This is a genomic window from Methylophilus sp. 3sh_L, assembly GCF_046766015.1.
Classification (GTDB): Bacteria; Pseudomonadota; Gammaproteobacteria; order Burkholderiales; family Methylophilaceae; genus Methylophilus.
In genome coordinates, this window is the sequence record NZ_JBKOUF010000001.1 from 819717 (window position 1) to 834710 (window position 14994).

Consider the following 14994-nt stretch of genomic DNA (forward strand, 5'->3'; position numbering starts at 1 on the left):
TCATGATTCCCGATCACCTACAGTCTTTTTTTTACCAGGTGCCCTGGCGATCAGCCAGCGTGCATGCCGGTGCCCATCAGGGGGTGCAACGCGGCATCGGTGATGAGTTCAGCAAGCACGTCTCCTTAGTCGATTACCCCGATGCCAGGCGGCTGGATTTGCGGCAAACCCTGCGCGACCCTTATGAACAAATCCAGATCAGGGTCTTTAAACAAGAGGCTTCTACCCCCCTGTATGCCTTGTGCGATTTGTCCAGTTCTATGCAGTTCAAGGGACAAGTCCGCAAAGTGGAGACCATGCAGGCGATTGCTGCTTCCATTGCCTGCTCTGCGCATGAAAACAGCGATTTGTTCGGCATGGTGTGCTATCAGCATCGCGTGCTGCCAGCGTTGAGCCTGGCACCTGGGCACCATGCGCAACAATCTTTTGACACTATTGCGCAACTCACCCAAGCCGTGGCAGGGCCGCAGGATGGCCAAGGCATTGTGGAGGCCACCGGTTGGCTGGGGCAGCAAAAAGGGCTGGTGTTCTGGATCTCGGATTTTCATGTGCCCTTGGCGCTGATTGAGCAAAGCCTGAATGGTCTCTCTAACCATCAGGTGATTCCGCTGGTGTTATGGGATCCGCAGGAGTATGAACGTTTGCCTAAGTTGGGCTTTGGCAATTTGCAGGACCCCGAAACCGGGCAGCAAAAAACCATTTTTTTCCGGCCATCATTGCGCGCGCGTTTTGTTGCGCAGTTTGAACAGCGCAAACAAGCGCTGGATCAGCTCTTTGCAAGGTTTGAGATACGTCCGCTGTATGTCAGCGGTGCGTTTAAAGCGGCCATGCTTTCCGATTATTTTGAACAACTTATTCAATAGTGTGTTGCGATGAAACCCTTTTTTAGCATGTGCTTGATAAGCCTGATCTGCCTGACGCCAGCCAAGGCTGAACCCCCGGTGGCCGAGAATGTGGCAAGCCCGCAAGCGGCGAGCTCAACTGAGAACCAAGCCAAGACACAAACCAAGACACAAACGGTGCAGCTTGTGCATATCCAAAATCCGCCACACTATGCCGGCATTCAGCTAGGCGATGTGTTGCAGCGCCGTTTTACGCTGTCTGCCCCAGCCACTTTCACGCTGGATAGCAGCAAATTACCGCTGAAAGGCTTGCAGCGGAATGGGGTAGAGTTGAGGCAGGTACAAGTGACGCAAGCGCCGCAAGGCGGCAATATACGGTATACGCTGGCTTTTGAATATCAGGTATTTGCCAGCAGTGGCCAGCCTGTGCAGTTACATTTGCCAGCTGAACAGATTGTATTTAGCGGTAGCGGGCCGGTGACGATTCCTGCCTGGCGTTTCTGGTTGATGGCGCAATTGCCTGACCGTCTGCAGCCTGCCAAGCCTACGCTACTCGGGCAGCGGCCCCCGCAGTTCCTCGAGACAAAAACCATCAGCCAAGGGTTGGTGGCCAGTCTGGCGCTCACTTTGCTAGGCGGTTTGCTGTTGTTGTACCGCAATGCCAGCTGGGCGTGGTTGCCCATGTTAAATGGTCCGTTTGCACAGGCATATAGACGTCTGCAACGTTTGCCCGCCACCCCGGAGTGCGCTACCCGGGCGTCACTGCTCATGCAGCAAGCATTTAACCAGCATTTTGGCCAACAGATGCTGGCCAGCCATGTGCCAGCGTTTTTGGCCCTAAAGCCCACCTTTAATGCTTATGCTGCGCAGATTCAACAGTTTTATGCGCAGGCTAACCGAGTGCTGTATGACGGCCAGGTGCCAGCGGTGACTGATTATTTGCAGCAATGCAAAGCCTTGACGCGGCAATTACGCAGTTGTGAGCGGGGCGTTTGATGCATAGTTTACATCCATGGTTTTTACTGTTGTTGCCAGTGATTGCTATCCCGTTTTTACTGAGTAGCCGCCACGCACAAGCTTATTCTTGGCTGGAGATGGTGCCGGATGATCCGTTCTCTGAGCGTATCCATTGGTTGGTGAAGGCGGCGACTAGCCTGATGTTGCTATGCCTGGTGTTGGCGCTGGCTGGTTTACAAGGCGATAGCCATCAGGCACAAAAAATCGGCAAAGGCGCGCAAAGCGTGTTTGTGATTGACCGTAGTGTTAGTATGGATCACCCGTTTGCCGGGCAAAGCGTGGGCGGACAGGCGGCCGAAATCAAGTCTGCTGCGGCCAGGCGCTTGATTACCGCCTTTATTGACTCCCGTCCTGATGACATGATGGGGGTGGTCGGTTTCACCAACTCGGCCTTATATGGCATGAAAATCACCACCAACCGTGACGGCATTCACGCTGCAATCCAGGCGGCGACCGGCCCGGCCATCAACCAGACCAATATTGGGGCCGGCATTACGCATGCGGTCACCTTGTTTGAGCAGATTCCCAGCACTGGCTCCCGGGCGATTGTGCTGCTGTCAGATGGTGCGGGCAAGTTAAGCCCCCGCGTGAAATACCAGATCCAGAAACAGCTGGTGGGCAAAAAACTTAATTTGTATTGGATTGTGCTGCGTGAACCAGACGACATCAGTATTTTTACGCAAAACACTTATGACGATGACCACCTCCCCGAGGCGATTGCGCTAGACCGTTTTTTCCGCTCGCTCAATATCAAATACAAAGCGTTTGAGGCGGATAACGCCACGGCGCTGGAATCTGCCTTGCACGAGATTGATGCCAAGGAGAAGAACCTGATTCAGTATGAAATCATGATTCCCGGCCATGATTACGCCCGGGATTTGATTGTAGTGGCTTTGCTGCTGGGGCTGGCCCTGTTGTTGATTAAACAGATAAAGGTATACGAATGAGCATTTACCGCAAACATGCCAATACACTTTGGGCGGCATTGACGCTGGCCGGCTTGGCAGGCGTATTGTATTTTGGCTGGCAATTACACGCTGCACGCGCGTTAAACGCACAGCTTGCCGCTGGCGAGGTGATTAAAACGGGCGGGCAGGCTTACCTGCAAAAATTCACTGCCGCCTACGACCAGGGGCAGCACGGTGACTACAAGCATGCGGTGCAAACCTATGGCCAGGCACTTGCGCTATCGCCACCTGCAGACGAATTGCCGCATATTCACTTTAATATCGGCAATAACCTGTTCTTGTCCGGCCTGGTGCGGACAGTCAACGAAGATGGTTCGTTTCAAGACGAAGCGCGCTATGCGTTTACCCAGGCCAAGATTGCCTATGAGCAAGCCTTGCGTTTGCAACCAGAGGATCAGGCCGCAAAATTCAATTTATCAATGTTGCATTCGGTGATGGCACGCGGCATGCAGGCCGCCAGTAAAGAGCAATCGCATATGGAATTGAGTAACCTGCCGATAGGATTGCCATAATGCGTGCGTTTGACTGGGTAAAACAACATTACGAACCGCTTTGCTATGGCCTGGCATTGACGCTACTGGCGCTGGCGCTGGTGAAGCCTGAAATCCAGCTCAGGCAGCAAGTGCCGCACTATTTGCTGATTGCCGATGTGTCACAAAGCATGAATGCGGAAGATGAACGCGTCAATCAGCAGGCGGTGAGTCGGTTAGCCTATAGCCAGCACTTAATGAAACAATTGGTGCAGCGGGCCTCGTGCGGCACCTATTTCAGCCTGGGGATTTTTGCCTCGGATAATATCGCCATGCTGCAAACGCCGCTGGAAGTGTGTAAAAACCTGGATGTCATCACTGATGGTATCGACCATCTGGAGTGGCGCATGGCCTGGAAGGGCAATAGCCGCCTGAGTTTTGCCGTGCATGCGGCCACGCATGTCTATGATGCACTGAATCAACCGGCACAAATCCTGTTTTTTACCGATGGCGACGAAGCCCCGCGTGTGAATGTCACCATCAAACAGGATTTGAGCGGCGTACAGATTGGCGAGTTTTTTACCTTTATTGGGGTTGGTGGTGCAGAAAAAGTCGCGATTCCGCGCTATAACTCTGCGAATAAACGTGTCGGCGACTGGCCTGTCAGTGACAATAATAACGCTGGAGCGGTTGGCGTGACTTATGCCGACCCCAGTCAGGATGAGCCAGATCCTCCGGTGGCATACGCCGAGTATGACCGCATGCTGTCGCAATTGGAGGAAGACTATTTGAAGTCACTCGCGGGCGAGTTTAAAGGCAGCTATCTTAAAGGCACCGACCAGCCTGCCTTTTACCAGGCATTGGCAGCCAAACCTGCCACGGCCAGCTTTGTTACGGATTACCCTTTGCGCGCGTTTTACCTGTTATTGGCATTGCTACTGCTATTGGCGACCTACGTGCCAGACTTGCGCTTGCGCAAAACAACGGCCATCAATGATTAATCCTGTGCCGGCATCAAGGTCAGGCAGGTAATTTCAGAAGGGGAGCCAAAGCGGTTGGGTGGTCCCCAATAACCGGTGCCGCGACTGACATAAACCCATAAGTCTTGCAGACGGTGCAGACCGGCAACATAGGGTTGTTGCAAGGGAACAAAGTATTTCCAGGGCCAGAACTGGCCGCCGTGGGTATGCCCTGATAACTGTAAATCAAAGCCGGCTGCCTGGGCGGCTTCGGCAGAACGTGGCTGATGCGCGAGCAGGATTTTAGGGACTTCCGCCGGCGCCCCCGCAATCGCAGCGTGGGGATCACTGCGGTGGTCCTCATAAAAGCTGCCTGCCGTATAGTCTGTGACACCCGCCACCACCAGGGTAGCTTCTTCGTGCAGCAGTTGCACATGCTCATTGAGCAAAACGCGTATACCAAGACGTTCCAGTTCATGAATCCAGGCGAGGGCGCCGGAATAGTACTCATGATTGCCGGTGACAAAAAAGCTGCCATGGCGCGCCGATAACTGCGCCAGTGGGCGTGTGTGTTCCGCCAGTTCATGCACACGCCCATCCACCAGGTCGCCGGTAATCGCGATCAAATCCGCTTCCAGCGCATTGACCGCTTGCACGATGCGTGACAAATAGGGCTGCTTGATGGTCGGGCCGACATGAATGTCACTGATTTGTGCAATCTTGAAGCCATGCAGGGCGGCCGGCAAGTTGCGTAACGGCACGCTGACATGGATGACACGGGCCAGTTTGCGTGCGTGAAAAAAACCAATCAGGCTGATGGCGCAGGCCATCAGCAAGGTAGCGAAAGCGGTTTGCCGTTCCAGCCATAAAAAGTCCACCTTAAGGATTCCTGTCGTATGTAAGCCGGCGACGGCCAGTAGCAAGATATCCCGCAGCACAGAGAACACGAGTAAGGACGAAAACAGCCCCATCACCGTCATGGCGATCCAGCTCACTCGGTCTCGCAGAGCTTCACTACGTAAGCCCCGTGCCAGGAAAGCGACAGGTTGTAGCAAGGCGGAGAGTGCCAATGCCAGCCATCCCAGCCATAACACTGTGCTTGGCCAGTCCAGACCAGACAGCAAGCGGCTGCCAATGTAGTAATGCATTAACCCGACCAGGGTTGTGGTAATGATTAAAAAACGCAGGGGAGGCATGGTTGAGCTGGGATCTTTTATGAGGAGGTCTTAGCTTAGATGGCGTTTAAACGTTAAGTTTCAAGCCATGCGGTGTGGATGACCGCTGGAGCGGCCTGAATGCGTCAGCAATCCAGCTGGTTAAACCATTGGTGCTGGTATTGCTCAAAGGCCTGGATCGCCCGCGTAGGCCTTAAACGCGCATCTTGCAGACATTTGCGGCGCCAGTCATCCAGTTGCTCCATGCTCAGGTGGATGTGTTCGGCATGTAAAGACGGAAAGTGGCCGTTGAGCAGTTGCGGCATATCATGCAAGGCGAGCGAGACCTGGCTGCGGTAGTACGCCAGTTTGTGTTCAAACTCGTTATCCAGTCTGCGATAGCGTTGCAGCAGGTAATTCGGGATGCGCGAAAAGCGCAGGGCCTGGTCAGCACTGGCCAGTCGGCTGACTGCACGGTGCACGATGTTGGCATCGCAATGCAGGCCCTGACTCAGCGTATCTACAATAGTATTGCGGTGAATGCGCAATAGTTTGCCAGGGGTCGGAATCTCAGGCTGGTGCAAATAGGCATCCATGGCCCATTCTGCTGCGGCGTGCGTGAGCAGGCTGTGGTGTTGCCACTTGGCTTCAAACGTCGGTACAAAGTGCTGGTGGGCCACCACGTCAGTCAGTAGATGCAGGTTGTAGCCGACACCTAATGCGCGCTGACGTTCATTTTTACTCTGTAACAGCTGTTGACCGATGCCCCAGCCATGGCTATGACTGAAGGAACGCGAGACAACCGCTAGATCGGGCAGGCAGGCGCCTGCCATGACTAATGAAGGGTAACGCTGGATCACGCTCAGCCAGGACAGTGGCAACAAGGGCAATGTTTGTAAAGGCAGGCTTTGTATCCATTGATGGGTATACGCCACATGTGAGTACAATCCCCAGGCGTGTGCTTCACCTGGGAGGGCAAACATCAAGCATAAACTAATCAGGGATAAGCGCAGTAACATGCGCGCACTTTGCGCTAGCTAAGTGACAGCTGGATGAAAACTGTATGACATTGATATGAAAGCGCTTTTGGTCATAAAACCATCATGAAGCGTTGTTAGACTCTGTAAAGTTTTAAATATGGAATCTGTGTAATACAGTTTATCTCATGAAAATTTTGATGATTTCAGATGTCTATTTTCCGCGTGTGAACGGGGTGTCTACCAGCATACGCACTTTTGCCCAGAGCCTGCGCCAGCAAGGCCATGTGGTGCATCTGATTGCGCCCAAGTATCCGGTGGCTATTGAGCAGTCGCAAGCCGAAGACGAGCAGTGGATTACGCGTATTGAGGCCCGCAAGATTGTATTTGATCCAGAAGATTACCTGATGAAATGGTCCGCTTTGATGGACTATGCCGCGCATTTACATGCCGGTGATTACGATCTGGTACATATCCATACGCCGTTTATCGCGCATTATGCCGGGCTCAAAATTGCTAAAAAACTGCAGGTGCCTGCAGTGGAAACCTATCACACCTTCTTTGAAGATTATATGCACCACTATTTGCCCTGGGTGCCGCGCAGCCTGGCGGTGCGTATTGCGCAATCCGTTTCGCGCAAACAATGCCAGCAGGTTGATACCGTGGTGTCACCTTCGGCGCAAATGAAGGATGTCCTGCAACAATACGGCGTGACAACCCCGATTAATGTGATTCCGACCGGTTTGGATGCCTCGCGCTTTATCCCTGGCGATGGTGCCGCTTTCAGGGAAAAATATGAGATTCCGGCCCAGCGCCCCTTGTTGCTGTTTGTCGGCCGCGTGGCCCATGAAAAGAATATTCAGTTCTTGCTGGAAATGCTTTCGCTGGTGATTCAGGACCATCCAGAAGTGTTGCTGGTAATTACCGGCGAAGGTCCGGCAGAAGCCATGCTGAAGAAAATGAGCCGCGATATGGGCTTGCAACAGCATGTGATGTTCCTGGGCTACCTTGATCGCGCCATTGGCCTCAATGCAGCCTATCAGGCGGCCGATATTTTTGTGTTTGCCTCCAAGAGCGAAACCCAAGGGCTGGTGTTACTTGAAGCCATGGCACAGGCCACGCCGGTGGTCGCGATTGCCGAGTTGGGCACGGCGTCTATCCTGCGCCAGGAGCAGGGCGCCCTGATTGCCAAAGATGACGAGCTGCATTTTGCCGAACAGGTACAGACCTTGCTGATTGACCGTCAATTGCGCGAACGTATCGGCAAACAAGGTAAGCGTTATGTAGAGCAAGTCTGGTCAAGTGATGCACAGGCGACCAAGCTGATCGAATGCTACCAGCGTTTGCTGCTTTCACAGTTGAATTTGGCCGCCTCAGCGACAGCTTAAACGAGATACCCTTCATTCGGTTCCGATCGGGAAGATTTGCGCTTGACGCCGGTAACATGCCCAGCCAAGATGTGTACAAGTTTGTTTTTGGCAAACTCACTATAAAACATATCAGGAGAATCAAACATGTTTACTACCGATCAATGCTGTACGCTGGTGCCTTATTTTGAAGTACAGCCCGAGCACCTGGCTGCATTTAAAGCACTAGGGGCGGCATTCGTTGAAAAAACACGCCAGGAAGCTGGTTGCCTGCACTATGCTTTTTCGTTCAATGGTAATATCGCGCATTGCCGCGAAGGCTACCGGGATGCTGAGGCGCTGCTTGCACATCTTGAAAATGTGGCCGAGCCCTTGGGCGAGGCATTGAAACTGGCCAAAATTATCCGTCTTGAAGTGCACGCACCTGCCAGCGAGATTGAAAAATTGAAGCAGCCGCTGGCTGCCTTGAATCCAGACTTTTTTGTGCTGGAGCCGGGGTTACGCCGCACCGCCTGACGGTTGGTTATCACGCGACTCAGGTCGCGTGGGCCGGATCCAAGCGCCACGAGTTTCGTGGCGTTTTTTATTGGCTCAATTTAGAACTTAAGTGATGAAGGAGGTCGCATGACCTTGCAGGCGATTCAAAATATTAATCTGGTGTCGTTGCTCGATTCACTCTTGAGCCTGACGACTGCATTTGTTTGTGGCGCGATTATTGGTTTTGAGCGGCAGTACCGTCAACGTACGGCGGGTTTGCGTACCAATGTGCTGGTCGCGATTGGCGCCGCGATCTTTGTGGATATGGCGAACCGGCTCATGGCGCACGATGGAGCGGTGCATGTGGTGGCCTATGTGGTGTCCGGTATCGGTTTTCTGGGGGCAGGCGTCATCATGCGCGAAGAGGGCAATGTCCGCGGCCTGAATACCGCAGCGACCTTATGGGGGTCGGCGGCAGTCGGGGCCTGTGCCGGCGCGGATCTATTACTAGAGGCACTGCTGGGGACTTGTTTTGTGCTGGCCACCAATACCTTGTTACGTCCGGTGGTCAACCAGATCAACCGCAAGCCTATCGATACCTTGCATGTGGAAGCAACCAGCACCGTGTATGTGATTGCCGCGCGGCGATACCAGAAAGAAGCGATGACCTTGCTTGAAAGCACGTTGGAGCAAGCCAAATATCCACCCAAGCATTTGCAAATGCATGCGTTTGGTGCTGATTGTGTTGAGATCGAGGCGGTGTTGCTGGCCAGTGCGATCCGCGAAACAGAACTGGATGCCGTGATTCAGCAACTGTTGACTTCGCCGTATGTGTCGCAGGCGTTCTGGAGCCCAAGTATGCTGGATTAGCTTATTTCCCATACTGTTTAAAGGCCTCGGAAGCATAAAAAAACGCCGCAATTTGCGGCGTTTTTTTATGGGGAATAAGCGGGACTGGCAATTAACCGAATTTGCCGGTGATGTAGTCTTCAGTTTCTTTACGGCTGGGGTTGGTAAAAATTTTGTCCGTGTCATCGTACTCGATCAAGTCACCCAGATACATATAAGCGGTATAGTCTGAAACCCGTGCCGCTTGCTGCATGTTGTGTGTCACCACCAGGATGGTCAGCTTGTTGCGCAGCTCGACCATCAACTCTTCAATGTTGGCGGTCGCGATCGGGTCCAGCGCAGAAGTCGGTTCGTCAAACAGCATGATTTCCGGGTCTGTGGCTAATGCGCGCGCGATGCACAAACGTTGCTGTTGGCCGCCAGACAGGTTAAAAGCCAGGTCATGCAAGCGGTCTTTGACTTCATTCCACAGTGCAGCGCCTTTAAGCGCTTCTTCAACCTTGTCATCCATAATGCGCTTGTTGTTTTCACCACGCACACGCAAGCCATAAGCAACGTTCTCGTAGATGGACTTGGGGAACGGGTTAGGCTTCTGGAACACCATGCTAATGCGCATACGCACTTCGATTGGGTCTACGCCAGCATCCAGCACATTGGTGTTATCCGGGTGCATGACGATTTGGCCCTGGTATTTGTTGCCAGGATACAAATCATGCATGCGGTTGAAGCAGCGCAGAAAAGTGGACTTTCCGCAGCCTGAAGGGCCAATAAGCGCTGTGATTTTGTTCTCGTACAAAGGCATGGTAATGCCTTTGAGTGCGCGTGCGCCGTTGCTATAAAAAAAGTTTAAATCGCGTGCTTCGGCTTTAATTGCAGTAGTGACAGTGGCCATGAAGTTTCCTAATTCTTGTGTGGCATTACCATTTAATATTTTTACGGATTTTGTAGCGCAACCAGATGGCAGCACCATTCATTAACAGGGTGACGATGATGATCAGCGCCCCGGTGGCTGCCGCATTGACATGAAACGCGTGGTCAGGGCGGGACAACCAGTTAAACATTTGAATCGGCATCACCGTAAAGCCTGAAGACAGCCATTCAAAATTCAGGAATGGTGGCTCCAGCGTGATTGGGCTGGGTGGCAGGAAGGCAATAAAGGTCAGTGCGCCAATCGTAATAATGGGGGCTGTTTCACCCAGGGCACGCGCCATGCCGATGATGATACCGGTCAGGATACCGCCGTAAGAGTATTTAAAGACGTGGTCATACACTACTTGCCATTTGGTGGCGCCCACGCCATAGGCCGCCTCACGGATAGACAGCGGGATAGAGCGGATCGCCTCCCGGGTAGACACAATGACAATCGGTAAAATCAGCAAGCCCAAGGTAAGCCCCGCGGTCAGGATACTTTGACCGAAGTCCAGCATATAGACAAACAGGCCCAATGCCAGCAAGCCATAGATAATGGAAGGTACCCCAGCCAGATTGGAGACGTTGATTTCAATTAAGTCAGTAAACCAGTTTTTTGGGGCATATTCTTCGAGGTAAAGCCCGGCAGCGACACCCACCGGCACAGCGGTAATAAAAGTCACTGCCATCACCAGCAATGAGCCTACCCAGGCGGACAGCAAGCCAGCGCGGGCAGCGCGACGCGAGGGGAACTCAGTCAAAAAATCCAGGTTGAATTTTGGGTAACCGTCAGCAATCAATTGCCATAACAGCAGCATCAGCGTAATCAGGCCCAGCATGAGGCAGATCAGGCCAATGGTGGCAAACAGGGCGTCATTACGCTTATGACGTTTGATCATGGCACGTACTTCTGCCAGATTTTCTAGGACTGAGGCTTTATGTTCCATTTGGTATAACTTCCGCAAGTGCCGGTAAGCAAGGTGTTACCGGCAGTGTATGGTGGTGATATTTCAGTAATAAGACAATTGATAGACTTTTGTCAGTCTTTCATTAGTAATTCTCGCGGTATTTCTTACGTACCCAGTGACCGACGATATTAAACGACAGGGTCATGATCATCAGCACCAGGCCCGCTGCAAAAATACTTTGGTAACCAATGCTGCCGTGTGGCAAGTCACCCATGGCCACCTGTACGATGTAGGCGGTAATGGTAGCTGCACTTTCAAGCGGATTGAAGGTCAGGTTAGGCTGTTGGCCCGCGGCAATGGCGACCACCATGGTTTCACCTACCGCACGTGAAATGGCCAGGATGTACGCAGCAACAATGCCTGAGACAGCGGCTGGCGTGACCACTTTAATTGCTGTCTGGAAACGGGTTGCACCCATGGCATACGAGCCTTCGCGCATGCTCATCGGTACGGCACGCATGGCATCTTCAGACATGGAGGCAATGTAAGGAATAATCATGATGCCCATCACAATCCCGGCGCCAAGCATATTAAAACTAGGCAGTTCTGGGTAAATGCTTTGCAGCATCGGTGTGACAAAAAACAAGGCAAAGTAGCCAAACACGACGGTTGGTACACCCACTAGTAACTCAAGGATAGGCTTGATGATTTCGCGGGTTTTGTGTGATGCAAATTCGGATAGGAAAATCGCTGAGATAGTACCAATTGGCACGGCCACCGCCAGCGCAATCGCAGAGGTGGTCAAGGTGCCTGACACTAATGGCATGATGCCGTAGTGCGCATCTTCGAACAGGGGAGTCCATTCACTATCGGTTAAAAACTCCACCACGGAGACCGTTTTAAAGAAACTCAGTGATTCGAACAGCAACACCCCGACAATCGCAAAAGTGGTTGCCACTGCAACCAGGGCCGCAGTCATCAGGATTAATTCGATGATGCGTTCTTTAACGTTACGGCGAATATTTTTCGCCAGTCGAGGGCTGATAGTCAGTTGCGCAGGTACTTGCATTGCTTGAGTCGCCATAGTGTGATCTGTCAGGGGTGGATTTTAGCGGATAATCGGCTGTTCAGGCCGGCTTGAGATTAAAAAAGGGGCATTCAAGCCCCTTTATCATTATTACTTGATTCGGGACAACAAATCAGTAATTTTGATACCGACTTCTGCTGTACCGTTGAAGCCTGTGCCTGGTTTCATGGCTTTAAAGTGTGTTTTCACTGCTTCGTAATCTTCTTTTGGCAGTGGAACGTATTTCACTTCTTTCACCAACTGCGGCGCATTTTCCAGGTAGTAGGTGACAAACGCTTTCACCTCTGGTTTGAACGCTGCTGCAGTCGCATTAACGTAGATGAACAGAGGACGTGACAATGGCTGGTAGGTACCGTCCATTACTGTTGCTTCAGAGGGCAGCACTGGTTTCGCGCCTTCTTTGGCAACCACTGGTACCGCTTTCAATTTGTCGGTGTTTTCCTGGTAGTAAGCCATACCGAAGTAAGCCATACCACCTACGTTACCGGCAACCCCTTGTACCAGGACGTTATCATCTTCTGAAGGGGTGTAGTCTGTGCGGCTGGCTTTTGCTTTGCCGTTCACCGCTTCAGTAAAGTAATCAAATGTCCCAGAAGCAGTGCCTGGACCATACAGGTTGATCGCTTTGTCTGGGTAAGTAGCGTTTACTTCTTTCCAGTTTTTTACTTTGGAACCTGGTTCCCAGATTTTTTTCAGTTCTGCGACGGTGATTTGTTTCACCCAGTCGTTTTTGCTGTTCACCACCACGGTCAGGGCGTCATAAGCGATAGGCAGTTCAATAAATTGCACGCCACCTTCTTTACAGGCGTCGATTTCTTTTTGAGAAATCGGGCGGGAAGCATCGGAAATATCGGTTTCGCCGCGGCAGAATTTCTTGAAGCCGCCGCCAGTACCGGATTCGCCTACCGTTACTTTTACGCCTTTGCTACGCTGAAACTCTTCAGCAACGGCTTCAGTGATTGGGTAAACCGTACTGGAACCATCGATTTTGATGATTTTGTCCGCAGCCGCTGCGGTATGCGCGAAGGTAAATGCCTGTGCGACCAAGGCGGCCATCATAGTATTGCGGAACAAACGGGTTTTCATCTATAGACTCCTGTGTTTAGGGTGGTTTGTTGTGATGTCGGAATCATAAAAACTTAATATGACAGAAATGTGACAAAAGCTAAAAAAGACCTTTGGCAGGTCTTTTTTAGCTTACGCACGCCTTACAGCACACTTTCGCCAATATGGTAGGCAATGGCGGCCATGATGGCGGCACAAGGGATGGTCAGTACCCATGCCCAGACAATGCGCGAGGCCAGGCCCCAGCGTACCGCGGTCATGCGGCGTGAAAGACCAACACCGACAATCGCGCCGGTAATGGTGTGCGTGGTTGATACCGGTATCCCCAGGCTGGTCGCCAGAAATAGTGCAATCGAACCAGAGGTTTGCGCGGCAAAGCCACCAGTGGGGCGGATTTTGGTTATGCCCATGCCCATGGTGCGCACAATGCGCCAGCCTCCGAACAGGGTGCCCAGACCCATGGCCAGCTGGCAGGCAATCACCACCCAGAAGGGCACGTGAAAGTCCCCTTGCAGGTAGCCATTGGCAAACAGCAGCACGGTAATAATGCCCATGGTTTTTTGTGCATCGTTGGCGCCATGGCCGAGGCTAAATAAAGAGGAAGAGATGAATTGCAGTTTGTTAAACCGGCTTTCGATTTTATAAGGCGAAGATTTCTGGAACGCCCACATGATGCCAATCGAAAGCATCAGCGCCAGCAACATGCCAAATAAAGGCGACAAGATAATGGCAATGCCAGTGCTGATGAGTTTACTGCCGAAAATCACCCCTTTAGTCCCTGAGTGCGCCATGCCTGCCCCAATCAGGCCACCGATTAATGCATGCGAGGAAGAGGAGGGGATGCCGAACCACCAGGTGATGATGTTCCAGGCAATGGCACCGAACAATGCCCCAAAGACCACGGTGTTGTTGACGATGTTAGGATCAATGATACCTTTGCCGACCGTGTCAGCCACATGCAGGCCGAAAAACAGAAAGGCGACAAAGTTAAAAAATGCAGCCCAGATGACGGCCGCTTGTGGTGTCAGTAAACGGGTAGAAACCATGAGTGCAATCGAATTGGCTGCATCATGAAAGCCGTTCATAAAATCAAAGATCAGTGCCACCACGACCAGCACTGCCATGACCAAAATCACATGATCCATAGCCGTGTCCTAGATGCGTTCGAGTACGACACCATGAATCACGTCGGCGACGTCTTCACAGCTATCGACCGCTTCTTCAAACAGGTCATATAATTTTTGCGAGCGGATCAGGCTGCGCGCGTCGCTGTCTTCTGCAAATAAGCGGTGCATGCCAGAACGCATGATGTGATCGGCCTCACCTTCAATTTGGCTGATTTCCTCACAGGTGCGCAAAATGCGTTCTGCATTTTTCATGTCAGAAAGCATATGCACCGCATCCCGTACTTTTTCTGCGGCTCTTAACAGGATCTGGGCCAGGGCTACCATTTCAGGGGTAAATTTGCTGTGCCCGTAAATCTCGGCGCTTTGGGGGATGGCTTCCATAAAATCAATGATGTCATCCAGCGCCATCGCCAGTTCGCGGATTTCCCGGCGGTCAAATGGCGTAATAAAGGTTTTGTGCAGCGAAAGCAGAATTTCCTTGGTGTATTCGTCTGCCTCAGATTCAATTTTGCGGATTTCAGCAAAATGCGTTTCAAAGTCTGCCTGATCTACCACTGCCGCCATCAGCGCAAGCACTTTGGAGCCACGGACTGCACAATCGGCTAAACGGTTAAACAAGACAAAATAGTTATCGTTTCTGGGGCTGATCGCAGCCATGATCCGGCCGAAAGTGGCATTCGCCATTGAGGACTCCCTATGCTTTCATAAAAAATGTGACAGTAATTTTACTATTTTGTGACAGTAATTGTGACAAAAATATAGGGTTGCCTGTCTGGAGGCAGTGTAAGTTACGCCTGAATCAGGGCAAGAGCTGCGGT

16 protein-coding genes are annotated in these 14994 nt (G+C 52.0%); 8 read left to right on the forward strand and 8 right to left on the reverse strand.

All coding sequences use genetic code 11. The features are described 5' to 3' along the window. Window positions 1–2: 2 nt before the first annotated feature. The 5 genes from ACIDF8_RS04190 to ACIDF8_RS04210 are packed head-to-tail and all read left to right on the forward strand — an operon-like array spanning window position 3 to window position 4298. Window positions 3–863 carry a DUF58 domain-containing protein gene (locus ACIDF8_RS04190; RefSeq protein WP_412009336.1) on the forward strand — a complete coding sequence of 287 codons (861 nt, stop codon included), beginning with the start codon at window positions 3–5 and terminating at the stop codon, window positions 861–863. Between the two features lie 9 nt (window positions 864–872). Further along, the gene (locus tag ACIDF8_RS04195; protein ID WP_412009337.1) at window positions 873–1838 is read left to right on the forward strand and encodes a hypothetical protein; all 966 of its coding nucleotides are present in this window, start codon (window positions 873–875) and stop codon (window positions 1836–1838) included. Continuing rightward, window positions 1838–2806 carry a vWA domain-containing protein gene (locus tag ACIDF8_RS04200; RefSeq protein ID WP_412009338.1) on the forward strand — a complete coding sequence of 323 codons (969 nt, stop codon included), beginning with the start codon at window positions 1838–1840 and terminating at the stop codon, window positions 2804–2806. Before ACIDF8_RS04195 ends, ACIDF8_RS04200 begins: the two co-directional genes overlap by 1 nt. After that, window positions 2803–3339: a hypothetical protein gene (locus tag ACIDF8_RS04205; protein ID WP_412009339.1), complete on the forward strand. Its 537-nt coding sequence runs from the start codon at window positions 2803–2805 to the stop codon at window positions 3337–3339. Before ACIDF8_RS04200 ends, ACIDF8_RS04205 begins: the two co-directional genes overlap by 4 nt. Next, window positions 3339–4298, forward strand: coding sequence for a vWA domain-containing protein (locus ACIDF8_RS04210; protein WP_412009340.1), 960 nt, complete (start codon window positions 3339–3341; stop codon window positions 4296–4298). The genes ACIDF8_RS04205 and ACIDF8_RS04210 overlap by 1 nt, the downstream gene beginning before the upstream one ends. Here ACIDF8_RS04210 and ACIDF8_RS04215 read toward each other — a convergent pair. Together ACIDF8_RS04215 and ACIDF8_RS04220 are read right to left on the reverse strand one after the other, a co-directional pair. Continuing rightward, on the reverse strand, window positions 4295–5452 hold the full coding sequence (locus tag ACIDF8_RS04215) for a metallophosphoesterase (RefSeq protein WP_412009341.1): 1158 nt from the start codon (window positions 5450–5452) through the stop codon (window positions 4295–4297). The two genes, ACIDF8_RS04210 and ACIDF8_RS04215, sit on opposite strands and share 4 nt — an antisense overlap. Before the next feature lie 104 nt (window positions 5453–5556). Beyond that, the gene (locus tag ACIDF8_RS04220; RefSeq protein ID WP_412009342.1) at window positions 5557–6429 is read right to left on the reverse strand and encodes a zinc dependent phospholipase C family protein; all 873 of its coding nucleotides are present in this window, start codon (window positions 6427–6429) and stop codon (window positions 5557–5559) included. 146 nt (window positions 6430–6575) lie between these two features. Between ACIDF8_RS04220 and ACIDF8_RS04225 the strand changes: the two genes are divergently transcribed. The 3 genes from ACIDF8_RS04225 (at window position 6576) to ACIDF8_RS04235 (ending at window position 9101) form a co-directional block, all read left to right on the forward strand. Continuing rightward, window positions 6576–7775: a glycosyltransferase gene (locus ACIDF8_RS04225; RefSeq protein ID WP_412009343.1), complete on the forward strand. Its 1200-nt coding sequence runs from the start codon at window positions 6576–6578 to the stop codon at window positions 7773–7775. 126 nt (window positions 7776–7901) lie between these two features. Continuing rightward, window positions 7902–8270 carry a putative quinol monooxygenase gene (locus ACIDF8_RS04230; RefSeq protein WP_412009344.1) on the forward strand — a complete coding sequence of 123 codons (369 nt, stop codon included), beginning with the start codon at window positions 7902–7904 and terminating at the stop codon, window positions 8268–8270. 108 nt (window positions 8271–8378) lie between these two features. Continuing rightward, window positions 8379–9101 (forward strand): MgtC/SapB family protein, encoded by a 723-nt coding sequence (locus ACIDF8_RS04235; RefSeq protein WP_412009345.1) that lies wholly within the window; start codon window positions 8379–8381, stop codon window positions 9099–9101. Window positions 9102–9192: 91 nt separating this feature from the next. On the opposite strand, the gene pstB is transcribed toward ACIDF8_RS04235, so the two are convergent. From pstB to ACIDF8_RS04265, 6 genes are all read right to left on the reverse strand, one after another. Further along, the gene (gene pstB / locus ACIDF8_RS04240; protein ID WP_412009346.1) at window positions 9193–9972 is read right to left on the reverse strand and encodes a phosphate ABC transporter ATP-binding protein PstB; all 780 of its coding nucleotides are present in this window, start codon (window positions 9970–9972) and stop codon (window positions 9193–9195) included. Between the two features lie 25 nt (window positions 9973–9997). Continuing rightward, entirely contained in the window at window positions 9998–10936 is a 939-nt protein-coding gene (gene pstA, locus ACIDF8_RS04245; protein WP_412009347.1) for a phosphate ABC transporter permease PstA, read from the reverse strand. Window positions 10937–11039: 103 nt separating this feature from the next. Then, window positions 11040–11966, reverse strand: a complete 927-nt coding sequence (gene pstC, locus ACIDF8_RS04250) for a phosphate ABC transporter permease subunit PstC (RefSeq protein WP_412009657.1) — start codon at window positions 11964–11966, stop codon at window positions 11040–11042. A 108-nt stretch (window positions 11967–12074) separates the two neighbouring features. After that, window positions 12075–13070: a PstS family phosphate ABC transporter substrate-binding protein gene (locus ACIDF8_RS04255; RefSeq protein ID WP_412009348.1), complete on the reverse strand. Its 996-nt coding sequence runs from the start codon at window positions 13068–13070 to the stop codon at window positions 12075–12077. 122 nt (window positions 13071–13192) lie between these two features. Beyond that, window positions 13193–14194: an inorganic phosphate transporter gene (locus ACIDF8_RS04260; protein ID WP_412009349.1), complete on the reverse strand. Its 1002-nt coding sequence runs from the start codon at window positions 14192–14194 to the stop codon at window positions 13193–13195. A gap of 9 nt (window positions 14195–14203) precedes the next feature. Then, window positions 14204–14860, reverse strand: a complete 657-nt coding sequence (locus ACIDF8_RS04265; RefSeq protein ID WP_412009350.1) for a DUF47 domain-containing protein — start codon at window positions 14858–14860, stop codon at window positions 14204–14206. Between the last annotated feature and the right edge of the window lie 134 nt (window positions 14861–14994).

What these genes read in the sequence shown, in the direction of transcription:
- ACIDF8_RS04215 (WP_412009341.1), bottom strand. Translation starts at nt 5,452, where the DNA reads ATGCCTCCCCTGCGTTTTTTAATCATTACCACAACCCTGGTCGGGTTA.
- ACIDF8_RS04220 (WP_412009342.1), bottom strand. Translation starts at nt 6,429, where the DNA reads ATGTTACTGCGCTTATCCCTGATTAGTTTATGCTTGATGTTTGCCCTC.
- pstA (WP_412009347.1), bottom strand. Translation starts at nt 10,936, where the DNA reads ATGGAACATAAAGCCTCAGTCCTAGAAAATCTGGCAGAAGTACGTGCC.
- ACIDF8_RS04190 (WP_412009336.1), top strand. Translation starts at nt 3, where the DNA reads ATGATTCCCGATCACCTACAGTCTTTTTTTTACCAGGTGCCCTGGCGA.
- ACIDF8_RS04225 (WP_412009343.1), top strand. Translation starts at nt 6,576, where the DNA reads ATGAAAATTTTGATGATTTCAGATGTCTATTTTCCGCGTGTGAACGGG.
- ACIDF8_RS04195 (WP_412009337.1), top strand. Translation starts at nt 873, where the DNA reads ATGAAACCCTTTTTTAGCATGTGCTTGATAAGCCTGATCTGCCTGACG.
- pstC (WP_412009657.1), bottom strand. Translation starts at nt 11,966, where the DNA reads ATGCAAGTACCTGCGCAACTGACTATCAGCCCTCGACTGGCGAAAAAT.
- ACIDF8_RS04235 (WP_412009345.1), top strand. Translation starts at nt 8,379, where the DNA reads ATGACCTTGCAGGCGATTCAAAATATTAATCTGGTGTCGTTGCTCGAT.
- ACIDF8_RS04265 (WP_412009350.1), bottom strand. Translation starts at nt 14,860, where the DNA reads ATGGCGAATGCCACTTTCGGCCGGATCATGGCTGCGATCAGCCCCAGA.
- ACIDF8_RS04200 (WP_412009338.1), top strand. Translation starts at nt 1,838, where the DNA reads ATGCATAGTTTACATCCATGGTTTTTACTGTTGTTGCCAGTGATTGCT.
- ACIDF8_RS04260 (WP_412009349.1), bottom strand. Translation starts at nt 14,194, where the DNA reads ATGGATCATGTGATTTTGGTCATGGCAGTGCTGGTCGTGGTGGCACTG.
- ACIDF8_RS04205 (WP_412009339.1), top strand. Translation starts at nt 2,803, where the DNA reads ATGAGCATTTACCGCAAACATGCCAATACACTTTGGGCGGCATTGACG.
- ACIDF8_RS04255 (WP_412009348.1), bottom strand. Translation starts at nt 13,070, where the DNA reads ATGAAAACCCGTTTGTTCCGCAATACTATGATGGCCGCCTTGGTCGCA.
- pstB (WP_412009346.1), bottom strand. Translation starts at nt 9,972, where the DNA reads ATGGCCACTGTCACTACTGCAATTAAAGCCGAAGCACGCGATTTAAAC.
- ACIDF8_RS04230 (WP_412009344.1), top strand. Translation starts at nt 7,902, where the DNA reads ATGTTTACTACCGATCAATGCTGTACGCTGGTGCCTTATTTTGAAGTA.
- ACIDF8_RS04210 (WP_412009340.1), top strand. Translation starts at nt 3,339, where the DNA reads ATGCGTGCGTTTGACTGGGTAAAACAACATTACGAACCGCTTTGCTAT.